This is a genomic window from Paraflavitalea soli, assembly GCF_003555545.1.
Taxonomy (GTDB): Bacteria; Bacteroidota; Bacteroidia; order Chitinophagales; family Chitinophagaceae; genus Paraflavitalea; species Paraflavitalea soli.
Genome location: NZ_CP032157.1, coordinates 7,141,006 through 7,163,221 on the forward strand (window position 1 = coordinate 7,141,006; position 22,216 = coordinate 7,163,221).

General features: G+C 48.1%; 13 protein-coding genes. 7 read left to right on the plus strand and 6 right to left on the minus strand.

Features of this window, described 5'->3' with window-relative positions:
• Positions 1-38: 38 nt before the first annotated feature.
• Positions 39-782 (minus strand): ribosome biogenesis GTP-binding protein YihA/YsxC, encoded by a 744-nt coding sequence (gene yihA, locus D3H65_RS27545; protein ID WP_262707690.1) that lies wholly within the window; start codon positions 780-782, stop codon positions 39-41.
• Between the two features lie 92 nt (positions 783-874).
• Between yihA and D3H65_RS27550 the strand changes: the two genes are divergently transcribed.
• Complete coding sequence (locus D3H65_RS27550) at positions 875-2,725, plus strand: outer membrane protein assembly factor BamB family protein (protein ID WP_119053386.1); 1,851 nt, start codon at positions 875-877, stop codon at positions 2,723-2,725.
• A gap of 112 nt (positions 2,726-2,837) precedes the next feature.
• Here D3H65_RS27550 and D3H65_RS27555 read toward each other — a convergent pair whose 3' ends face one another.
• Both D3H65_RS27555 and D3H65_RS27560 read right to left on the minus strand, forming a co-directional pair.
• The gene (locus tag D3H65_RS27555; protein ID WP_119053387.1) at positions 2,838-4,505 is read right to left on the minus strand and encodes a pyruvate dehydrogenase complex dihydrolipoamide acetyltransferase; all 1,668 of its coding nucleotides are present in this window, start codon (positions 4,503-4,505) and stop codon (positions 2,838-2,840) included.
• Between the two features lie 242 nt (positions 4,506-4,747).
• Positions 4,748-6,667: a DNA polymerase III subunit gamma/tau gene (locus D3H65_RS27560; protein ID WP_119053388.1), complete on the minus strand. Its 1,920-nt coding sequence runs from the start codon at positions 6,665-6,667 to the stop codon at positions 4,748-4,750.
• A 219-nt stretch (positions 6,668-6,886) separates the two neighbouring features.
• On the opposite strand from D3H65_RS27560, the gene D3H65_RS27565 reads away from it, so the two are divergent.
• The 5 genes from D3H65_RS27565 to D3H65_RS33460 all read left to right on the plus strand — a co-directional run bounded on the left by D3H65_RS27565 (position 6,887) and on the right by D3H65_RS33460 (position 13,136).
• Positions 6,887-7,516 (plus strand): TetR/AcrR family transcriptional regulator, encoded by a 630-nt coding sequence (locus tag D3H65_RS27565; RefSeq protein WP_119053389.1) that lies wholly within the window; start codon positions 6,887-6,889, stop codon positions 7,514-7,516.
• Between the two features lie 62 nt (positions 7,517-7,578).
• The gene (locus D3H65_RS27570) at positions 7,579-8,934 is read left to right on the plus strand and encodes a TolC family protein (RefSeq protein WP_119053390.1); all 1,356 of its coding nucleotides are present in this window, start codon (positions 7,579-7,581) and stop codon (positions 8,932-8,934) included.
• A 20-nt stretch (positions 8,935-8,954) separates the two neighbouring features.
• Positions 8,955-10,019, plus strand: a complete 1,065-nt coding sequence (locus D3H65_RS27575) for an efflux RND transporter periplasmic adaptor subunit (RefSeq protein ID WP_119053391.1) — start codon at positions 8,955-8,957, stop codon at positions 10,017-10,019.
• Between the two features lie 46 nt (positions 10,020-10,065).
• Positions 10,066-12,879: an efflux RND transporter permease subunit gene (locus D3H65_RS27580; protein ID WP_262707691.1), complete on the plus strand. Its 2,814-nt coding sequence runs from the start codon at positions 10,066-10,068 to the stop codon at positions 12,877-12,879.
• On the plus strand, positions 12,876-13,136 hold the full coding sequence (locus tag D3H65_RS33460) for an efflux RND transporter permease subunit (RefSeq protein WP_262707692.1): 261 nt from the start codon (positions 12,876-12,878) through the stop codon (positions 13,134-13,136). The genes D3H65_RS27580 and D3H65_RS33460 overlap by 4 nt, the downstream gene beginning before the upstream one ends.
• Positions 13,137-13,285: 149 nt before the next feature.
• Here the strand turns inward: D3H65_RS33460 and D3H65_RS27585 are convergent, their stop codons facing one another.
• From D3H65_RS27585 to D3H65_RS27595, 3 genes are all read right to left on the minus strand, one after another.
• Entirely contained in the window at positions 13,286-15,211 is a 1,926-nt protein-coding gene (locus D3H65_RS27585) for a S9 family peptidase (protein WP_119053392.1), read from the minus strand.
• A gap of 251 nt (positions 15,212-15,462) precedes the next feature.
• Positions 15,463-18,615, minus strand: a complete 3,153-nt coding sequence (locus tag D3H65_RS27590; protein ID WP_119053393.1) for a VIT domain-containing protein — start codon at positions 18,613-18,615, stop codon at positions 15,463-15,465.
• A 125-nt stretch (positions 18,616-18,740) separates the two neighbouring features.
• Entirely contained in the window at positions 18,741-20,159 is a 1,419-nt protein-coding gene (locus D3H65_RS27595) for an AAA family ATPase (protein WP_119053394.1), read from the minus strand.
• Between the two features lie 478 nt (positions 20,160-20,637).
• Between D3H65_RS27595 and atpD the strand changes: the two genes are divergently transcribed.
• Positions 20,638-22,137 (plus strand): F0F1 ATP synthase subunit beta, encoded by a 1,500-nt coding sequence (gene atpD / locus D3H65_RS27600; protein ID WP_119053395.1) that lies wholly within the window; start codon positions 20,638-20,640, stop codon positions 22,135-22,137.
• The last annotated feature ends 79 nt before the right edge of the window (positions 22,138-22,216 follow it).

Below are 22,216 nucleotides of genomic sequence, written 5' to 3' on the forward strand. Positions count from 1 at the left end.
CTAAAGGCCTTGTCACCTTATAATATTCGGGAAAGCCATCAATTGGCGTCTTGCTCTTTCACGGCTGTGTTGCACTGATCTATAAACAGCAATATCTTATCTCTTCCCATTTTTTTGATAGCGCTCGTTACAAAACTTTGAGGCAGGAATTGCCAGGTCTTGCGCATAGCATCCAGGAATGCTTTTACATTCTTGCTTACTTCCTTCTGTGATTCCTTATCGGCTTTGGTAAATACGATACAAAAGGGCAGTTCCCAGGCCCCCAGTTGATTGATAAAATCAAGGTCTACCTTTTGGGGTGCATGCCGGCTATCGATCAGCACGAAAATATTAACAAGGTTCTCCCGCTTACGCAGGTAATTCTCGATCATGGTCTCCCATTGCTTACGCTGGCTCTGCGATACTTTGGCAAAGCCATACCCTGGCAGATCCACCAGGTACCAGGGCGTGGTCTGTGTTTTACCGGGTACATGCTTATCGGGCAGGCTTTCCACTTCAAAATGGTTGATAAGCTGTGTCTTGCCGGGTGTGCCCGAGGTCTTGGCCAGCTTCTGGTTATCCACCAGCATATTGATGAGTGAGGACTTGCCCACATTGCTGCGGCCAATGAAAGCATATTCCGGTCTGTCTGGTTTGGGACATTGCTGGAAATCCGGACTGCTGATGAGGTATTTGGCAGATTTGATGATCATGATAGGGCGCAAGATACGGAATACATTACCAACGGGTATTTCTGCATAGTGTGGCCGGTAAATGAAGTAAAAGAAAAGCGGTGCAGGCACAAACCGGCAATTAAAGAAATTTAATTGTGAAGCACTGCCTGTTCACGTTGTTGCAGCTATTGATGGCATACAAAAAATACTAAATTGCCTGCATGAAAAAGACACTCCTGCTTTGCTGCTTATTGTGTGTGGCAGCCATGCTCCCTGCGCAGATCAAACCCTTTCGCTTTGCGCACATCAGTGATACGCATATCGGTTCTCCCAACGGTGGTGCAGAGGAAGACCTGCGCCGTACGATACGTGATATCAATGCGATGAAAGATGTGGCTTTTGTGATCATCACCGGTGATATTACCGAGCTGGGCACCGATAGCCAGCTGAAACTGGCCAAGGAACTCTTCGATAGCCTGCAGGTAAAATACTATATCATTCCTGGTAACCACGATAGCGGTTGGAGTGAAAGTGGCGGTGTAAGTTTTACCACCATTTTCGGATACGATAAATTCCTGTTTGATTATAATGGTGTTCGTTTTATTGGTTGTGCTTCCGGTCCCTATGTGCGTATGAGCGACGGGCATATTCCCCGCAATGCAGTAGTATGGCTGGATGAGGTATTGAAGAAAACAGGTAAGAAACAACCGGTGATCTTTGCTAATCACTATCCGTTGGATAACGGCCTCGATAACTGGTACGAAGCGATCGACCGCCTCAAGGAATACAATACTATCCTCGCTATATGTGGCCATGGTCATAATAACCATGCGCTGAATTTCGAAGATATTCCCGGGGTGATGGGCCGTTCCAACCTGCGTGCAAAAGCGGCTGTAGGAGGTTATAACCTGGTGGATGTACGCCCGGATTCTGTGATCTATACAGAGCGCCGGCCCGGCGTAGAAACCTTGCAACCCTGGACAAAGGTGGCGGTGAAAAAACATGAATATGGTACCCCTTCCAAAAAGTTTGACAGGCCCGATTATGGGGTCAATAAACAATATGCCCAGGTAAAAGCTACCTGGACCATGGCCTCTGATGCCAATGTGATCTCTACACCGGCAGTATATAAAGAAGGGGTGATTGTTGGCAACCAGAATGGTGAAGTGGTTTCCCTGTCATTGAAGAATGGAAAGCGTCAATGGTCATTCCCTACCAGGGGGGCTATCTTTTCTTCGCCGGCCGTAAAGGATGGCAAAGTGGTATTGGGGTCGGGTGATGGTAAAGTATATTGCCTGGATGCCAGCAACGGCAAGCAGCTATGGATGTATACTACCGGCGCGGCGGTATTGGGTTGTCCGCTGATTGCAGGCGACACCGTATTCATTGGCGGCAGTGACCATTCCTTTATTGCCCTCGGGCTGAATGATGGAAAGCTGCATTGGAAGTTTGATGGGCTCAACGGGCCTGTGGTAAGCACGCCGCTATTGTATGAGGGCAAGATCATCTTTGGCGCCTGGGATACATACCTGTATGCTGTAGACCGTCAAAACGGGACTCTACTGTGGAAATGGAACCCTGGGTCAGCCGTGATCAATTTCTCGCCGGCTTCCTGCATTCCTGTAGCGGCGAATGGTGTTGTATATGTAGTAACGCCCAACCGTACGTTTACGGCTATCGATGCGCAAACAGGCACTACCTTATGGAACAATAAAGAGACCCGGGTACGCGAGTCCATCGGTATTTCCCAGGATGGCAAATGGGTATATGGTAAAACGATGCAGGATACGATAGTAGCTTATGCTTCCAGCCGCGAAGCGCAGCACCCGGCCTGGGTGATGAACGCCGGGTTTGGTTACGAACATGTTCCCTCCATGCTCATTGAAAAGGATGGACAGGTTTTCTTTGGTACGCGCAGCGGCATAGTCTATGCCATCGACCCGGCGCAACAAAAGGTCATCTGGGCACATAAAATAGATAACTCCATGGTCAATACGGTAAGGGTATTGGACAGCAAACATATCATAGCCTCCACCATGGATGGGAAGGTAGCTTTACTGGAAGTGAGGTAGAAGAATACAGAATTCAGAATACAGAATACAGAAGAATACAGGACCCTATAATAAAAAGGTCCCGCTGGTGAACAGCGGGACCTTTTCTTATAGAGCAATAAGCTAATGATTCTTATACCAGCATCGTCAGTGGCTCTTCCAGTAAACCTTGCAGGGTTTGCAGGAAGGCTGCACCGGTGGCGCCGTCTACTACACGGTGGTCACAGGTGAGGGTCACTTTCATAATGTTGCCAACAACGATCTGTCCATCTTTTACTACTGGCACCTGGTTGATAGCGCCAATGGCCAGGATACAGGAAGCGGGTGGGTTGATGATCGCCGTGAATTCTTCAATGCCAAACATACCCAGGTTGGAAATGGTGAAGGTGTTGCCTTCCCACTCAGCTGGTTGGAGTTTCTTATTCTTGGCTCTCTGTGCGAAGTCCTTTACTTCTCCGGCGATCTGCGACAGGGATTTCAGGTCGGCAAACCGTACTACGGGTACCAGCAATCCATCTTCTACTGCTACCGCTACACCAATGCTTACATGGTGGTTTACACGGATGCTATCGCCCATCCAGCTGCTGTTGATGGCCGGGTGTTTCTTCAAGGCCACGGCGCATGCTTTCAGCACCATGTCGTTGAATGATATTTTGTTGGCAGATACTTCGTTCATTTTACCACGGCTGGCCACTGCTTTGTCCATGTTGATCTCCATGGTGAGGTAAAACTCAGGAGCAGAGAATTTAACCTCCGACAGGCGCTTGGCGATCACCTTGCGCATTTGCGAAACCGGTACATCGTTAAAGCTTACCTGACCAGCTACAGCAGGTTGCGCCGGAGCGGCAGCACCACCTTGCTTGGCAGCAGTGGCGGCAGGAGCAGCAGATGGCTTAAAGTCATCTACATCTTTCTTTACAATACGGCCACCATCGCCGCTTCCGGGTATCTGTGAGAGGTCGATGCCTTTTTCGCTGGCTACTTTCTTAGCAAGCGGAGAGGCTTTTACGCGACCATTCTCTGTAGAAGCGGCAGGTTGCGCGGCAGCGGCAGTTGCCTGTGCAGCAGGTTGTGCGGCAGCAGCTTGCTGGGCAGGCTGGCTGCTTGGGGTAGAAAGCGTTCCACCACCTTTGGCAGCGGCTACTATTTTATCGATGTCTACTTTACCTTCTTCACCAATGATACACAGCAGGGCATTTACAGGAACCTTATCACCTTGCTGAGCACCGATGTATAATAATTTACCTTCTTTGTAGCTTTCGAGTTCCATGGTGGCCTTGTCGGTTTCCACATCGGCCAGCAGGTCGCCTTTCTTCACCTGGTCACCCACTTTCTTATGCCAGGCGGCTATAACGCCTTCGGTCATGGTATCGCTCAGGCGTGGCATCAGGATCACTTCCTGCATGTTGGCGAGGTCAACAGATGATGTGGCGGCAGCAGCCGGAGCGGGGGCAGCAGCTGGTTTGCTGTCTGCAGCTGGTTTGGCAGGCTCTTCAGCTTTAGGGGCAGCAGCGCTTGCGGCCGCTTTGCCTCCACCGGATACAAGGGAGCTAATATCTTCACCGGGAGCGCCAATGATGGCCAGCAGGTCATTCACCTGCAGTTTACCGCCTTTATCGATACCAATATGTAAGAGGGTGCCATCTTTATAACTTTCCAGTTCCATGGTAGCTTTGTCTGTCTCAACTTCTGCTAACAGGTCGCCTTTCTTTACCGTATCCCCTACCTTTTTATGCCAGGCCGCAATCACGCCTTCAGTCATGGTGTCACTCAGGCGGGGCATTAAGATCACTTCAGCCATAATCTTTATTAATAATTTGAAAGTTAATACGTCAGGTTGCTAATTGAGGGCCGAAATTACGGCAAAAGTGCGAGAAGTAGAATACAGAATTCAGAATACGGAATACAGCAGAAATACAGGAATAAAGTGGTCAACAGTAGGCATATAGGGTTTAGCAGGAGCAGGGGAGTTTACGAATAAATTAACCCTCCCTGGCGTGCGAAGCCATTCTGTATCCTGTATTCTATATTCTGTATTCTTTCTTAGTTATCTACTTCCAGCTTGAGACGGTCGCGGAGTTCCTTCACCAGCGGATACTGTGTTACAATTTCCAGGTACTTGTCGCGCAGGCTTACCGGCTTTTCCACGGGTTCTGCGGCGATAATGGCATTCTCATTCACCACGATCGTAAATAGTAGCTGGCGGTTATTAAAAGCCTGCTGCAGGAATTCTGATAATACCCGGCGTTCTCCTTCAATGAATTTTTGTTCCAGGTTATTGTTCGTCTGCACCTCGAATGTCTGGTCATCCATTATCACCAGGGTAGCCATCAGGAAGGACTGGTTGGCGGGGTTCTTGGCGTCTTTCAACTGCTGGGCAAATTGCTGCCAATGCTCCTGTAATTTACTGTCACTTAATGGGATAGGGGGACCGGCACTTTCCATTACTTTGCCCACATACTGCTGGCGGATACCGGCCAGTCCACCGATCTTCGAAGAGCCGGTTTCGCCCTTGGGGCTGGCTGGCTGCTGGTTACCGGCTACTGGGGGCTTAGGAGCCACTGATTGATTATTGGCAGGCTGACCGGTCGCAGGTTGCTTAGGAGTGACGGGCTGAACATTGGCCGGTTGCTTGGGACCAGTCTCAATGATCAGTTTTGCTTCCGGTATAGTTGTCTGCTTTGGTGAGGCATCAGGTTTCTGCCCCCCGGCTTCTGTATTCTGTATGCTGGCTTCTGTATTCTGTTTGCTGGGTTCTGGATTCTTTCCCCCCCTCACCACCGGTATATTCCTGAAAGCAACCGGTTTTGCTTCTTCAACTAGTTTTTTTTTACTCAGGCCTTCGCTTCCGGAGGCCAGGTCTACTGCTTGCTGCAGGTATGCGAGTTTGATGAGCGCCAGTTCTACATGCAGCCGTTTATTACGGGCCGCTTTATAATTGATCTCCGTTTCGTTGAGGATATTCAGGGCGCTGATGAGGTAGGCGACAGATACTTGTTTGGCGGTGCTGATATAGCGGTCCTTGAAGCTTTCCACCACCTGCAGCAGGCCGGCTACTTTTTCGTCCTTACATACCAGCAGGTTGCGGATGAATTCGGCAAAGCCGTTCAATACCAGGTCCCCTTCAAAACCTTTGCGGTCAATATCATCGTACAGCAGCATGGCGCCGCCCAGGTCCTGCTGCTGCATACACTGCATCAACTTGAAATAGTAGTCGGCATCCAGTATGTTCAGGTGCTCCAGCGTATTCTGATAGCTGACCACACCATTGGTAAAACTCACAATTTTATCCATGATGCTCAGGGCATCACGCATACAACCTTCACTTTTCTGGGCTATAAGGTGCAGGGCTGATTTTTCTGCGTTGATCTCTTCTTTTTTGCAGATATCCTGCAGGTGCTCTACCGTATCATTGGGAGTGATGCGCTTGAAATCGAATATCTGGCAACGGCTGAGGATGGTAGGCAGGATCTTGTGCTTTTCGGTGGTAGCCAGGATGAAGATGGCATAAGGCGGCGGCTCTTCCAGCGTTTTCAGGAAGGCATTGAACGCCGATGAACTGAGCATGTGCACCTCATCAATGATATACACCTTGTACCGGCTGCCGGCTGATGGGGCAAAGCGCACCTGCTCTACCAGGCTGCGGATATCATCTACCGAGTTGTTGCTGGCAGCATCCAGCTCATGGATGTTCATGGAAGTGCCTTCATTAAAGGAATGGCAGGAGTGGCAGGTGTTGCAGGCTTCGCCATCTGCCCCTACGTTCTCACAATTGATGGTCTTGGCCAGGATACGGGCGCAGGTGGTTTTACCCACACCCCGGGGACCACAAAACAGGAAGGCATGCGCCAACTGCTGGTTCTTAATGGCATTTTTCAGGGTGGTGGTAATATGTCCCTGACCCACTACGGTATCAAAAGTCTGTGGTCTGTATTTTCTGGCTGAAACGATGAACTTGTCCATGTATATCCCTCTTGCGGCAAATGTAAGTAAATATGGGGGGCTTGTAAACATGTTTACAAACCCTTCAACACAGGTTCAAGGCGATGGGAAAAACTTGTGTACTAAAATCCGCCCGGGGTAGTCCTTTTAGGGGCATTATTAAATAATCTTTGAAAAAAGACGGTCAGATATTTGGAAACTTAACAGTGTTAAGTATATTTGTGCTGTTAATCTACACCTATGGGTATTTCAGAAAGAAAGGAAAAGCAGAAAACGGAGATCAGGAAGATGATCCTGGACGCATCTATGAAGCTGTTTGTGGAGCAAGGCTTTGAGAATGTTTCCATCCGTAAGATCGCCGACCTTATTGAATACAGTCCTACCACCGTATACCTCTATTTTAAGGATAAGGACGATATCCTGTTCAACCTCCATGAGCTTGGTTTTCAGAAGATGGCGGAATACAATGAAGGGATGTGGGATATTAAGAACCCGTTATTGCGCCTCCATAAGATGGGAGAGAACTATATAAAATTTGGGACCAGTCACCCGGAGTTCTATGATATCATGTTTATTATGCGGGCTCCCATGAAAACCATCGAAAATACGGTAGAATGTGAATGGAAGAGTGGTGATACCGCCTTGGGCAGGTTGAAGGAAACCGTGCAGGAGGCAATGGATAAAGGATTGATTGTTAAGGGTAATGTGGAGGCTGTGTCGATGGTGATCTGGAGTATGGTGCATGGCCTGGTATCCCTGGCGATACGTGACCGGTTCAATAAGCTGGTACCCGCCGAGGCTATATTACCCATGATGACCCAGGCCCTGAACTGGTTGCTGGAAACAATCGACCTGACCATGAAGGAATAGGTCCTTTTTTTTGCTCATATACTTAACAGTGTAAATAATCTTTACAATATAAATAGTAAGCCATGTTTTGGACACTCATCCGCACAACCGTGCTGGTGGCGGGGACCTTTTTTGCCCAGGCCACCATCGCCCAAACCACCCTGGAGGGCTATCTCAAAAAAGGGCTCGACAGCAACCTGGCCCTGCGCCAGCAGTCTTTCGATGTGCAGAAAGCGCAACTGGATCTTAAGCGCGCCCGCACTTTATTCTATCCCCAGGCCAATATCACTTCACAGTATACCCTGGCCAATGGGGGCCGTACGCAGGATATACCTATTGGCGATCTGCTCAACAACGTCTATTCTACACTGAATGAGTTGACCTCCTCCAGCAAGTTTCCCCAGGTGCCCAACCAGTCCATCGCTTTTTTGCCCAATGACTTTCACGATACGAAACTGGAAGTATCCGTGCCGGTAGTGAATATGGACATCCGCTACAACCGGCAGATGAAAGAAGAAATGATCCGTACCCGGCAGGCTGGTATGGATGTGTACAGGCGGGAACTGGTGAAAACAATTAAGCAGGCGTACTACCAGTATCTGCAGGCCGACAGATCGGTAGCGATCTATAACAATGCGGTAAGCCTGGTGCAGGAAAACCTGCGGGTAAGTGAGAAGCTGGTACAAAATGGCACGGCTACGAAAGAAGCCATACTGCGGGCCAAATCGCAGGTGAGCCAGGTGCAGGCATTGCAGATCGAAGCCACCAATAACCGGCAAAATGCAGCAGCCTATTTCAACTTCCTGCTCAACCAGCCTTTGGAAACAGCGCTCATTATTGATAGCAGCGTAGCCCAACAGTTCAACGCCACCATACCGGTAGCATTGGAAGTACCCGAGGGACGGGAAGAACTGGCGCAGCTCAGGAGCACGCAAAAAGTACTGACCACCAACCTGAAGATGAACAGATCATACCTGGTGCCTACGCTCAACGCGTTTTATAATATCGGTTTCCAGGGCTTTCAATTCAAGTTCAACAGCGATCAGTTTTACCAGCTGGGCGGCCTTCAATTCAAGTGGAACATTTTCCGGGCCAATGACAACAAGTATAAGATCCAACAGTCTCAGCTCGACCTGGATGCACTGTTCAACCAATACAAGGAAGTAGAGCAGCAATTGAGCCTGCAGGTGCGCACAGCCTATAATAATTATTATTCTTCCCTGCAAAGCTTACAGTCGCTGCGCGATGAAGTGCAAAGTGCCCAGGAAACCTATCGCCTTACCGAAAGGCGCTTCCGCGAAGGCCAGGCCCTGCAACTGGAATTGATCGATATACGCTCACAATTAACCAATGCACAGATCAGGCATTCGCTGGCCCAGCTGGCTGTATTAACAAGGGCTGCTGAAGTAGAGCGTGCCACTGCCTCCTATAAATTCTAAAACACTAAAAAAATCTACGGATGAAAAAGATATGGTATTCATTCCGCTTCCTGATCATTACGATCGCTGCTTTTGCTGTGGCCCGCTGTAACCAAAAGACGGAAGCCAAAACCGCTGCTGCTGTTAGTGACAATGCTATTGCTGTAAAGCTTCAACCGGTAACTGATACCAGCTTTGCGCCGGTGTTGCGGTATTCCGGCACCATTGCTTCTACTACAGAGGCAACGCTGTCTTTCAAAACCGGGGGTATTATTTCAAGGATCTATGTAAAAGAAGGAGATCATGTGGTGAAAGGTCAGCTGCTGGCAACGCTCGATCTTACAGAGATCAATGCCCAGGTACAACAGGCGGCCCAAAGTGCGGAGAAAGCACAGCGGGATGTAACGAGAGCCAGGAATTTGTACAACGATACAGTAGCCACCTTGGAGCAATTACAGAATGCTACTACCCAGGAGCAGGTAGCCAGTGAAGGACTGCGTATTGCACGCTTCAACCAGCAGTATGCGCAGATAAGAGCTACCGAGAATGGCACTATTGTCAAAAAGATCATGAATGAAGGAGAAATGGCTGCTTCCGGCTCACCGGTATTTTTTGTGAATGGCAATGCGGGCAGTGACTGGGTAATGCGGTTTGGTGTATCAGATAAAGATTGGGCAGTGCTGCGGAAAGGCAATAAAGGAGTGGTATCGCTGGATGCCTATCCGGGGAAGGAATTCAATGGTCTCGTAACACAAATAGCCGAAGGATCGGATGCTGCCAATGGCACCTACGAAATAGAAGTAAAGGTACTGCCCGACGGTGTGCGCTTTGCTACGGGGCTGTTTGCAACGGTTCAGTTGCAGCCTTCAGCCCTGCAGCAGGTAACGCTGGTCCCCATTGAGGCTTTGGCAGAAGCAGATGGTAAAACGGGGTTTGTTTATACAGTCAACAGTGATCAGAGAACAGTGCAGCGCCATGCGGTGACCATCGCTTTTCTCGAAAAGAACAAAGCGGCTATAGTGCGTGGACTCGACGGCGTGCAGCAGGTGATCACGGATGGGGTAGGGTACCTGACAGAGAAATCTATCGTGAAGGTGGTAAAGTGAATGGTCACTACCCACTCCTAAGTAATCAAACTCTAATAATCGAATCATGAAAATAACTGACTTCTCAGTCAAGAACTACCAATTCACGCTCATCATTTTTGTGATGATGATCGCCATTGGACTTAATTCCTTGTTCAATATGCCGCGTGGGGAGGACCCCGATCTGGAAGCGCCCCAGTTCTCGGCCATTATCATTTATCCGGGTACCAGTCCGCAGGATATGGAAGAGCTGGTAGTAGACCCCATCGAAAAGAAATTGAATGAGCTGGATGATGTAAAGAAACTCGTTACCCGTATTGACGATGGGCTGGCCGTGGTACGCATCGAGTTTAAATATGAAACAGACCCGGAAAGAAAATACCAGGATGTGGTGCGGGAGCTGGATGGCCTGCGGGCAAAATTGCCACAGGATATATTAAGTATGGAGGTGCAGAAGTTCACCCCCTCGGATGTAAACATTATCCAGGTAGCGCTGATGAGTGAGACAGCCCCTTATAAGGACCTGGAAGAATGGAGTAAGAAACTAAAAGAAAGACTGGAGAAAGTAAAGTCGTTGAAGAACGTAGAGAACCAGGCCTTCCCGCAACAGCAGGTAAGGGTATCCCTGCACCTGGAAAAGCTGGCGCAAAATAAGATACCGCTCAACAAGGTACTGGGCGCCATTCAAAGTGAGAATGTAAATATTCCCGGTGGCAGTATTGAAATGGGAAGTAAAAAATTCAACGTAAAGACGAGTGGTAATTATAAATCAGTAGAAGAAATAAAGAATACGATCGTTAGCAGCGCCAACGGTAAGCTGGTCTATGTAAGGGATATTGCAGAGGTGGCATTTGATTATGAAGAGCAGAGTTATATGGCCCGGCTCAATGGCAAGCGCGGTGTATTTGTGGTAGCCAGCCGGAAAATGGGTACTAATATCTTTGCCGTGGAAGAACAGGTGAAGCCCATACTGGAGCAGTTTCAGAAAGAACTGCCCAAGAGTATTGGCTATGAACAAAGCTTCGACAATGCCGAGAGTGTGCGCACCAGGCTGGGGGGCTTTACCCGCGATTTTGGGATCGCCATTTTCCTGGTACTGCTTACCTTACTGCCATTGGGATTTCGCGCCTCCATCGTAGTGATGATCTCTATCCCCTTGTCGCTGGCCATTGGATTGTTCCTGTTGGATATGTTTGGCATTACCATCAACCAGTTGAGCATTGTGGGCCTTATTGTGGCATTGGGGTTGTTGGTAGATGACAGCATTGTGGTGGTAGAGAACATTGAACGTTACCTGCGATTGGGCTATAGCAGGAAGGAAGCCGCCATGAAGGCTACCAAACAGATCGGGCTGGCCGTATTGGGTTGTACCGCCACGCTGATCTTTGCCTTCCTGCCGCTGATGTTCCTGCCGGAAGGCGCCGGAGATTTTATCCGCAGCCTGCCTGCCGCTGTGGTGACTACCGTATTGGCCTCCCTGTTTGTGTCCCTTACGATCGTGCCGTTCCTGTCGAGTCGTATATTGAGCCCGCACCACAATCCGGAGGGCAACATGTTTCTTCGTGGTCTCAAAAGATTCATTGGCGGTTCTTACCGCCGGCTGTTGCACAGCGCCATTGCCCATCCTGTGATCACCTTGCTGGTAGCGCTGGTCATATTTGTGGGTAGCCTGATGCTGGTGCCGGTGGTTGGCTTCAGTGTATTTCCGGCTTCAGAAAAACCAATGTTCCTGGTGAATATTGAAACGCCCCTGGGCACCAGCCTGGCGGCAACGGATAAAGTGGCGCGATATGTAGAGCAGGAGATCAAAACTATTCCCGATCTCAAGAATTATGCGACCAATGTAGGGCATGGCAATCCCCGTATTTATTACAATGTCATTCCTCAGAACGAAGCCAGTAACTATGCCCAGCTTTTTGTGCAGCTGAAGGAGACGCCTCCTTCCAAAAAGGTGAAGCTGATCGATGAACTGCGCACGAAGTTCAAGGATTATCCCAATGCTAAAATTGAAGTGAAGGATTTTGAACAGGGACCGCCCGTAGAAGCACCCATTGCCATCCGGCTGTTCGGTGAAGACCTGGATACCTTGCGGGCTTTGTCGTTCCGCGTAGAAGACCTGTTGAAGAAAACGCCGGGCACCATGTATGTCAATAATGAATTGACCACACTGAAGACGGATATCAGGATAAAGGTGAACAAAGAGAAAGCAGGTATGCTGGGTGTGCCTGTCAATGAAATAGACCGCTCCGTGCGTATGGCCATAGCGGGCCTGAATATTGGCACTTTCCGTAAGGAGAACGGAGATGAGTACAATATCAATGTCACCCTTCCCCGGGGCGATCACCAGACCCTGGAAGCGCTGCAGAAAGTGTATGTGACTACCTACAACAATGTATCTGTGCCCCTGGGGCAGGTGGCCGATATACAATTTCAGGCTTCGCCCACCAGTATTAAACACTATGATAAAGACAGGTATACTGTCACTACCGCATTTGTACAAAGCGGATTCAACACGACGAAGATCACAGATGGATTATTGAAAAACCTGGACACGATGCAGTTCCCGGCGGGCACACACTATGTGGCAGCAGGTGAAGTGGAAAGCAAGCAGGATAGTTTTGGCGGACTGGGAACCATTGTCCTGATCACCATCTTTGGCATACTCGGTATACTGGTACTGGAGTTTAAAACGTTCCGGGGTACATTGATCGTGCTGTCGGTAGTGCCGTTGGGTATCATTGGGGCTGTACTTATACTGCTGGCTACGGGAAATACCTTTTCTTTTGTGGCTGTTATAGGTATTATTGCATTGATCGGTATTGAGGTCAAGAACTCTATCTTGCTCGTGGATTATACGGATCAGTTGCGTAAGGGGGGATGAGCCTGGATGATGCCATACAGGAAGCCGGGGAAACGAGGTTTGTGCCCATCATTCTTACTACGCTTACAGCAATAGGCGGGTTGATGCCGCTGGTCATCGAGAACAATCCTTTGTATACGCCGCTGGCATTGGTGATCATCGGTGGGTTGATCAGTTCAACGCTGCTCACCCGGGTGGTAACGCCGGTGCTGTATAAGTTGCTGGCGCCGAAAATACAGGTGGAAGCTGAGCCGGCAATCGGCGATCGTGAATCGTGAATCGGTCCCGCTGATCTTTGATGTGCGCGGGGTAGGCCACCGGTTATCAAAATACAAATGGTGGGTCGCCTTTAACAAGGCGGCTCACCATTTGCTTTATAATGACCAATAAATATTCATCAACACATTGCCGACTGCCGATTGCCGGTTTAATTCAGCTTGTGCTGCGTGGTATCTCCTTTCAGGTGTTTATCTAAGAACTGTAATATCTGTCCATAGCCTTTGATCTCATTTTCTTTCTTCTGGAAGCCATGGCCTTCATCGGGGAAAACTACATATTCTACCGGCACCCCATTTTTCTTAACGGCTGCCACTACTTCATCACTTTCAATTTTCAATACCCGCGGATCGTTGGCGCCCTGTAATACCATTAAGGGCTTTTTGATATTGCCTGCATGTAATAGGGGAGAGAATTGTTTTAAACGAACTGTGTCGGCTGTATTGGGATCTCCGATCTCTTCATACAAAGCCTTTTTGAAAGATTCCCAGTAAGGAGGCACTTCTTTCAGGGTACGCAGCCAGTTGGCCACGCCAAAGAGGTCTACCCCGGTCTTGAATTCATCGGGTTGGAAACTCAGCGCGGCTAGTGTCATATAACCTCCATAGGAACCGCCAATGATGCCGATCCTGGTGGAATCGATATAAGGCAGGGAAGCAAGGTGCTTTTTGCCCCATACACAATCCTGCAGGTCCTTTTCACCATGGTTGCGGTTATCCATTTTATAGAAAGACTTACCATAACCACTGCTGCCCCGGTTGTTCACCGCAAGGATTGCATAGCCATGGTTCACCAGGTATTGGATCAGGGAGAAATAACCGGCCCTCGATTGTCCGCCTGGTCCACCATGCACCCATACCAGGGCAGGTACTTTATTGGCAGCGCTGGCTTGATGGGGTTTGTAATAAATGGCTGGTATCTCCAGGCCGTCAAATGATTTGTAGCGTATTATTTCAGCGGATACCAATTCATCCTCCTTGATCTCCGGATTGAGCGTATTGGTCAGCTTCTTTAGTTCTTTCGTGCCAAAGTCATATACATAGATATTATTGGGTGATTTGGAGCTGCCTACGGAGAGGCGCATTTTGTTTTCACTTCGTGAGATGCTTACCCCCTGGATATCGCCATCATCAATTTTAGGGAAGTCGATAGCCTGGCCGGTCTTGTGGTCGAAGATGTAGATCTTGTTCTTGCCATCTTCATTCACCCCAATTACCCGGTATTTCTCATTATAAGAAAGGTACATGTACATCACATCCCAATTGGTGCTGTACAGCTTTTCTTTCTTGCCCGTAGGGATATCATATTTCACTACATACTGGTATTCGCTGCCATCATCAGTAGAATAATACAGGCTATTGTTGTCCAGCGAAAATTGCAGGGGTGTATTGTTGCTGGGCACACTGTCTGTATTCAGCTGTTTCGTTTGTTTGGTTTGCTGGTCCACCAGGAAGATATTGTTGGAAGAGGTGGTAAGCGTTTGTACCAATGCCAGGTAACGTTCATTGTCGGATAGCGCGCCTACATCAAAACCATTGTCATTCTTATAGATCATATTGGATTTCCAACCGGCGGTATCCATCTTATACAGGTCGAAATAGCGGGGATCGCGTTTGTTGCTGTTGTAATAGAGTGATCTGTTGTCGCGGCTCCAGCCATAGAAGCCGGCTTTTTCTTTGGCGCCAGGGGTGAGGTCTTTCACGCTGCTGTCGCCCTTATCCAGGAACAGGTGATCATTTTCATTGCCGCCTTTATCGGAGCTATAGATAAAATGCGTGGTACCGGGTACATAATCATTGCCAAAAACAGATTCTTTGGTAGAGGCCGTCAGGGCTTTTTTCTGGCCACTGGCGATATCGATCTCATAGGCATTGTAGATACCGCTTTCATTGCTGCTGATGAGCAGCTTCTTATCGTCCGATGAAAAGGCGCCACCGCCTACATTGGTGCTTTTGTAAAACTGTTCGATGGAGTATTGGGCCACTTGCCGGGCTTCGGGTTCTTTTTCTTTGGCTTGTTCATTGTTACAAGCCGCCAGGGAGCCTGTAACCGCAATCAGGAAAAGGTGTTTTTTCATGTCTAAGATGGTTTTAAAAGAGAAGGTAATGAAATAAAAGCTGCGGAAACTGGGTATAATTATGGACGGCAGTAGTAAGATCAGGGTGGGTCGCCCTTCAAGGGCGGCTCACCCTGATCTTACTACTTACAAACGTGACAAAAGAAAAAGGGAGGCCTGGACGGACCTCCCAATATGTAGGTAAGCACTGACTCTGCTTGTATGTACGGAACAATGATGTGTTTGGTTTGCTGTGTCAGGATTTTAATGGGCTAGTCTTTGCCCGCCCGGGCAGCTACCGGAAGTTCTTTACCACTCACCTTGCCAAACTCAAATTCGCCCACTAAGATGCCTCCCTTCTCATCGCTTTTTTCCATTTGCAGGGTAATGAGTTTCCTTTCCTGGCGGCCATCGGCATAATGGGTAAAGATCTCGGCCAATACCGTTGTTGGACCGCTGATCTTAATTTGCTGGTCGCCATAATAATTCACCTTCACCTGGTATTTTCCTTTGATCGCTTTCTTCAGCAGGAATTGTTCCGGGCCATACCCATCAGTGAAATCATCGGAGATCCTGCCGCCGATCAGGGTTTCTTTATGGCTGTAGTAGCAGGTTTCCTGGTTGGGATCGGTCACCCACAGGTCCATATCTGTATCGCTCTTATTCCAGTTCAGCACCACCCGTATATCTGTAGGCATGGCGTGGATCAGTTTGGGATCGATGCCCGATAGGTTCAGCTTTTTCCGGTGCAGGCTGATCAGTTGGTTGATCTCTGTAACGATGATCTCCTCAATGCCTTCATACATACCGGCCATACTTTCGCTGTAATCCCTTTTAAGGGCCGTATAAAGCGTATCCAGCGCCTGTTGATATCTGCCGGCATCTGCCAGCGCCAGTCCGTAATCGCGGTAGCTATGGGGTTCCTGTGGCCTCCATTGCAATACCTTGCGGAACACTGTCACCGCTTCTTCGTAAGCACCGGCTTCCCGGAGTTTAAAGCCCAGCAGTTTGTACAATTCATGATTTTCGAGGTCTATCTCCGCCATATTGGTCAGGATCTGTAAGGCCGTCAGTGTATCCTGCTCCCGGAAGAAAAAATTAGCTACATCATAATAGAAAGTGGGGGTGTACAGGTATTCCTGGCGGATGGCCAGGTAAGCCTTGTACCGGTTGCCGGCCTTTTCTTTGGCCAATGCCTGTAAGTAGGTGCGATCAGGTGTCCATTGTTTCACATTAATGGTACTCATGATCTGCCTGCTGCCGTCCCCATCATGCCTGTTGTCGGGGGCTTCCCTTACCTCCTCGTCTTTTACTATGCGGGGAGCGGTGAAATTGTATTGATATTGGATCGATGATCTTTTGGCGCGGCTATCATCAGCTGTTACGCCTGCTACGCGTCCCTGCAATGCCTCCGCTGAAAATTGTTTGTTTTCCTGAAGCTGCGGGGCGGATACAGTAGCCGTGCTGCCCGCTATATCTCTTCTTCGCTGTGTACCCATACCAACTACTATCACTTCCTCTAGTTTTTCCTGTGCAGGAGGAGGGATAGCTTCAGCGGCTACCCCTTCCATATTTTGGGTCCGTACGGATACACTCATGACCGACGTATCTGCATTGGCCGGCTTGTTCTTTTTCTCCGGCCGGGGTTTAGCTTGCGCCATGAAATTCCTGTTCCACCAGGTCACCAGTGTATTGAGTTGTGCCAGGGCATTGGCCAGGGTGACCTGTTCCCTGCTTTGCCGCTGCGCCAGTTGCTGTTTGATCAGCCGGTCATACTGTGGGCGCAATTCAGCAGGAGGTTCTATCTCATACCGTACATAGTCATTCACGGTTTCCAGCACAATGAGGGAGGTATTGCGGGTTACAATAGAGAACCGCTTGCCCAGGAAGGTGATCATCTCTTTATTTTGCTCATACTGCACATCCAGCTCCCCGAGTTTCTTCTGCGCCCATACCCTGGCCAGGTTCACCTTGCCCGCCTGTTGTTTACTGTAATCGAGGCTCACTGTTTTTTCTGTGGTTACAGTATTGCCATAACCAAATTGCAGGGTAATGGTTGCTTTGGGTTCAGTAACGATACCTGCCACCGAGAAATTATTCAATACAGGCTGGGGCAGGGAAGGGTAGGTCTCACTTACCTGCCGGTTGTTTTTGATGCCAAGGAATTGCAAGGATTGTTGTGTCAGTAATTTTTCTGCTTCCGCTGGTTTCAGTGCTTCCAGATTGACGAAAACGCCGCCTGTTTTTTGAGCAATGTATTGCAGGTTGGCAAAATCGGAACGTGGGGCAGAAGTGACGGTATACACCGGCCTGGCTGGCAGCTTCATTTCCTGGTCGCTCAGCGATGACAGGCCATCTGTAAAGAAGAGGTATTCATCACTGGCCGGCAAGTCGATCCTGCTGTAATTGGTACCGCCATCATAATTCAATTGTTCGATGGCTTTTCTAAGTTCGCTCCAGTTACCCTGGCGGATCGTGAACGTGCCTGCTTTCCGGAATGTATTGTTGAGTACGGCCAGGTGCACCACCAGGTTATCGTTGTGGGCAATATAGGCGCCAAGGAGCTCTAACTCTTTTTTAGTGTTCCGGTTCAGTCCACTCAGGGAGGCATCCCAAAGGATGGTAGTCTCATTGACCCTCGCCTTGGGTCTGCTGTTCTTTTGCGGAAAGCAATTGACCAGGAAATAATAGTTGCCGCCCGATTCCTGCATCATGGCCTCTGTATTGTCGGGCGATTTGGGAATGGTGATCGTTAGCGAGTGCTCCGGGGTAAAGTTTTCTTTATTAAGAGAGGCCGTATAATTATGATTCCATTCTTTGAATTGCAGGTCCCCATCGGGTTCTTCTTCCAGTTGTGGCTGCAAGGCTGATTGCAGAACGGATAGTTCCATTTTGAAATGATCGATCGGCTTTTTATGGTCCAGGGGCAGGTGGTAACGCAGGGCTTGTTTGCCGGTGAATTTCAACTCTTCTTCAAAGGCAATGATGATGGTACGTGCGCCATTGGGTGGCAGGGGATAAATGCGGGTGCGGAAATTGTTGCCTTCCACCCTTTCCAGGAGGCCCGGGTCTACCCGCTGGTGTTCGATCTCCTCAAATACCTGGGTGGCTTTTTCTTTCTCTACCGGCACTGCTTCACGCATCTGTCCATTGATGTCCAGGGCATACCGGCTCACGGATATGCCTTCGGGCATGGGGAAGATCAGCTCTCCTTCCAGTATACGGTTGTGCTTATTGCGGAAGGTCATTTCCATGGTGGTAATGGCAATGTTGCCGGCTATTTTTACATCCACACAAAGGTGGCTGAGGTATACCTGCGGGTCTTCTTTATCATTGATCTTGAGTTGGGGCAGCTGGGCCTGGGCAAGGAGGTGGCAGGCCATGCATAGCAGCAAGGCCACGCCGAAGCGTGTTCCGATCGTCATAAAGGTGCGTTTCTATACAGATGCAGGAGTGGGGACGTTTACATAAAAGTTGGATCAGAATAAAACGATTGGAATTATTAAGAAAAACAATAAGTAAATAGAAAGGGCAAAGATTTGTCATTTTTCTATTGAAATAAGACATCCATCGATAAATCGTTTTGCATAAGCGACAGTGAATACTGATTTTTGGATACTCCAAACGTTGTAATCATTGTTAAAAAAATAGACTTCCGTGTTTGGGATTCTTCTTTAAAGACGCCAATCTTGTTTCTAAGTTCGTCAGCATATTTCTTGTCAATAGTAAATTCATTAAGCGAGAACTTCATTTCGCAAACATTGATTACATGATCACGCCGATCTATCAAAAGATCAATTTGAACGCCTGAACTTCCACTACTTATCCATGAAGAAGTTACAGTTTGAATGCCGCTTATACCCAATGCAAGCTTTAGTTGTTTGATGTGGGCTAAACATATCTGTTCAAATGCATAGCCGCTCCAGGCTCTTTGTACCGGGCTGTCTAAGCCACCAATCCAATTATTTTCATCCGACTTACTACTATTCTTTATAAACTTCAGGTAAAATAAAGAATAGAAATCAGTTAATTGGTAAAGACTGTTCCGTTCCTTATTTCCATAAGCTAAGTACTTGCGGATAAATCCACTTTCTTCCAATTCCCCCAACACTCTTGTAACACTTCCGCCAGACGGGAGTTTGGCTTCTTTCATCAACTCACTACGAGTTAGTCCTTTTGCCTTCTTACTTAAAGCTTCAACAATTGCAATATGCTTTTCTGCATTATCGAACAATGATCTATAAAGGTTATCAAATTCACTGCGTAGCATTCCGTCTTTCTGAAAACAGATCCGGTTGATATTTTGGGCAGCACTTTGGCCTGGTTCAATTTGTTCCAGGTAAAAAGGAACTCCTCCCATTGCCATATACAATTGAATGATCTGATAACGGTCAAAGGGGACGCTTTTGGCATTTAAAAACGCTTCACATTCATTTAAAACAAAAGGCTCTAACCTGATGCGATGGGTGACCCGATTATGCAACCCTCCTTTATTATTAATGAGTTTGTTGATCATCCAACCCGCTGCCGAACCGCAAACAACCAGAATGACATCGGCTCTTGCGCTCGCCCATGAATTCCAGAAGTGCTCAAGTGCAGAAACAAACCCCGAGTGTGGTGTGTCAAACCAAGGTAATTCATCTAAAAACACTACTTTTTTATCAAGGGAGCTTTGCTCAAGTTGTGTGGTAAGTTGTCTAAATGCAGTAAACCAATCCTTCGCAGGCTCGACGCCTTCAATAGACGGGAAATATTTCAATAATGCAGCATGAAAATTTACCAATTGTTGTGACAGACTGACTTTAAACATGCCCGTCACATAAAAGGAGAATTGATTATTAAAGACATTTCTAACAAGGAAAGTCTTGCCGACCCTTCTTCTTCCATAAACAGCTACAAATGAAGAAGATGTACTGTTTTTTTGTTTGTTTAAAAGGTCAATTTCAACAGCCCTTCCAATTATTTCCATGGTTCATTTTGGCCATAAAGGTATCTAATACCATGGTTATGGCCAAAATGACTTGCTAATGTAGCCATAAATGGTGCCTTTTGGCCAACCACGCGTCCCAGGTGCATTTTTGGAATGCACTTGGGTTGATCTTACTTAAGAAAAGCCCCCTTACCCGCGAAAAGGTCAAATACCCCCAAATCGCCTCTTCAGCCCGTGGCCTGATCGAATATTCCCTAACTTCCGGTTTTCTGTCTTCCCCCGACTTGTTTACTGCGCCATCAACATAAATTCGTGTGATCCGTACGTGAACCTGTTGATAATGTATTCATTATCAACCACCAACAGGGCATTGGCACAAGCTTCATTCACCGGTTATCCCCCGTCTTTTATATTTCTTATTTTCTATGGTTAAAATCTCTTTCTGTCCCTTACCTTTGCGGCCTGAAAACACCCCCTGTTAAAAGGTGGTTAATAAAACAATACATTCTTAAAACATATGGCAAACGTTGGTAAGATCAAACAGATCATCGGCGCGGTAGTGGATGTGCAGTTTGAAGGTAAGCTCCCGGAAATTTATAACGCATTGGAACTGAAAAGACCAAATGGCGATACCCTGGTACTGGAAACACAACAGCACCTGGGTGAAGACAGCGTACGCTGTATCGCTATGGATGGTACCGAAGGTCTGGTTCGCGGACTGGAAGTAATTGACACCGGTATTGCGATCGCAATGCCAGTAGGTGATGACATCAAAGGTCGTCTGTTCAATGTAACCGGAGATCCTATCGATGGTTTGCCAGCGGTTTCTAAAAAAGGCGGTCGCCCTATCCACAGTAAGCCCCCGGCTTTCGAAAACCTCAGTACTTCTGCTGAAGTATTGTTTACCGGTATTAAAGTAATTGACCTGATCGAGCCTTATGCAAAAGGTGGTAAGATCGGTCTGTTTGGTGGCGCCGGTGTAGGTAAGACCGTATTGATCCAGGAATTGATCAACAACATTGCCAAAGCATATAGTGGTGTATCCGTATTTGCCGGTGTAGGTGAAAGGACCCGTGAAGGAAATGACCTGATGCGTGAAATGATCGAAGCAGGTATCATGAAATATGGTGATGCTTTCAAGCACAATATGGAAGAAGGCGGATGGGACCTGAGCAAAGTGGACATGAATGAGCTGAAAGATTCCAAAGCAACCTTCGTATTCGGTCAGATGAACGAGCCCCCCGGCGCCCGCGCCCGTGTGGCCTTATCCGGTCTTACCATTGCAGAATACTACCGCGATGGTGATGGTCAGGGTAAAGGACGTGATATCCTGTTCTTCGTAGACAATATCTTCCGTTTCACCCAGGCAGGTTCCGAAGTATCGGCCCTGTTGGGACGTATGCCTTCTGCGGTAGGTTACCAGCCCACCCTCGCTACCGAGATGGGATTGATGCAGGAACGTATCACTTCTACCAAAAACGGTTCTATCACCTCCGTACAGGCGGTGTATGTACCTGCGGATGACTTGACTGACCCCGCTCCGGCTACTACCTTCGCTCACCTGGATGCTACTACCGTATTGAGCCGTAAGATCGCTGACTTAGGTATCTATCCCGCGGTTGACCCGTTGGATTCTACCAGCCGTATCTTAACGCCTGCGATCGTTGGTGATGCACACTACAACACAGCCAACCGTGTAAAACTGATCTTGCAACGCTATAAAGAATTACAGGATATCATCGCCATCCTTGGTTTGGATGAGTTGAGTGATGAAGATAAACAAACCGTATCCCGTGCACGTAAAGTACAGCGTTTCCTGTCTCAGCCTTTCCACGTGGCCGAGCAGTTCACTGGTCTGAAAGGTGTACTGGTACCGATCGAAGAAACCATCCGTGGTTTCAACATGATCATGGACGGTGAGGTAGATGAATATCCTGAAGCAGCTTTCAACCTGGTAGGTACCATCGATGATGCGATCGAAAAAGGTAAGAAACTGTTGGCTCAGGCGCAAGGGTAATTTGATAATTTGAAAATGTGCTAATATGAAAATGATTAGCACATTGCGGTAGATCCGCACAGGAATTTTCAAATTCTCA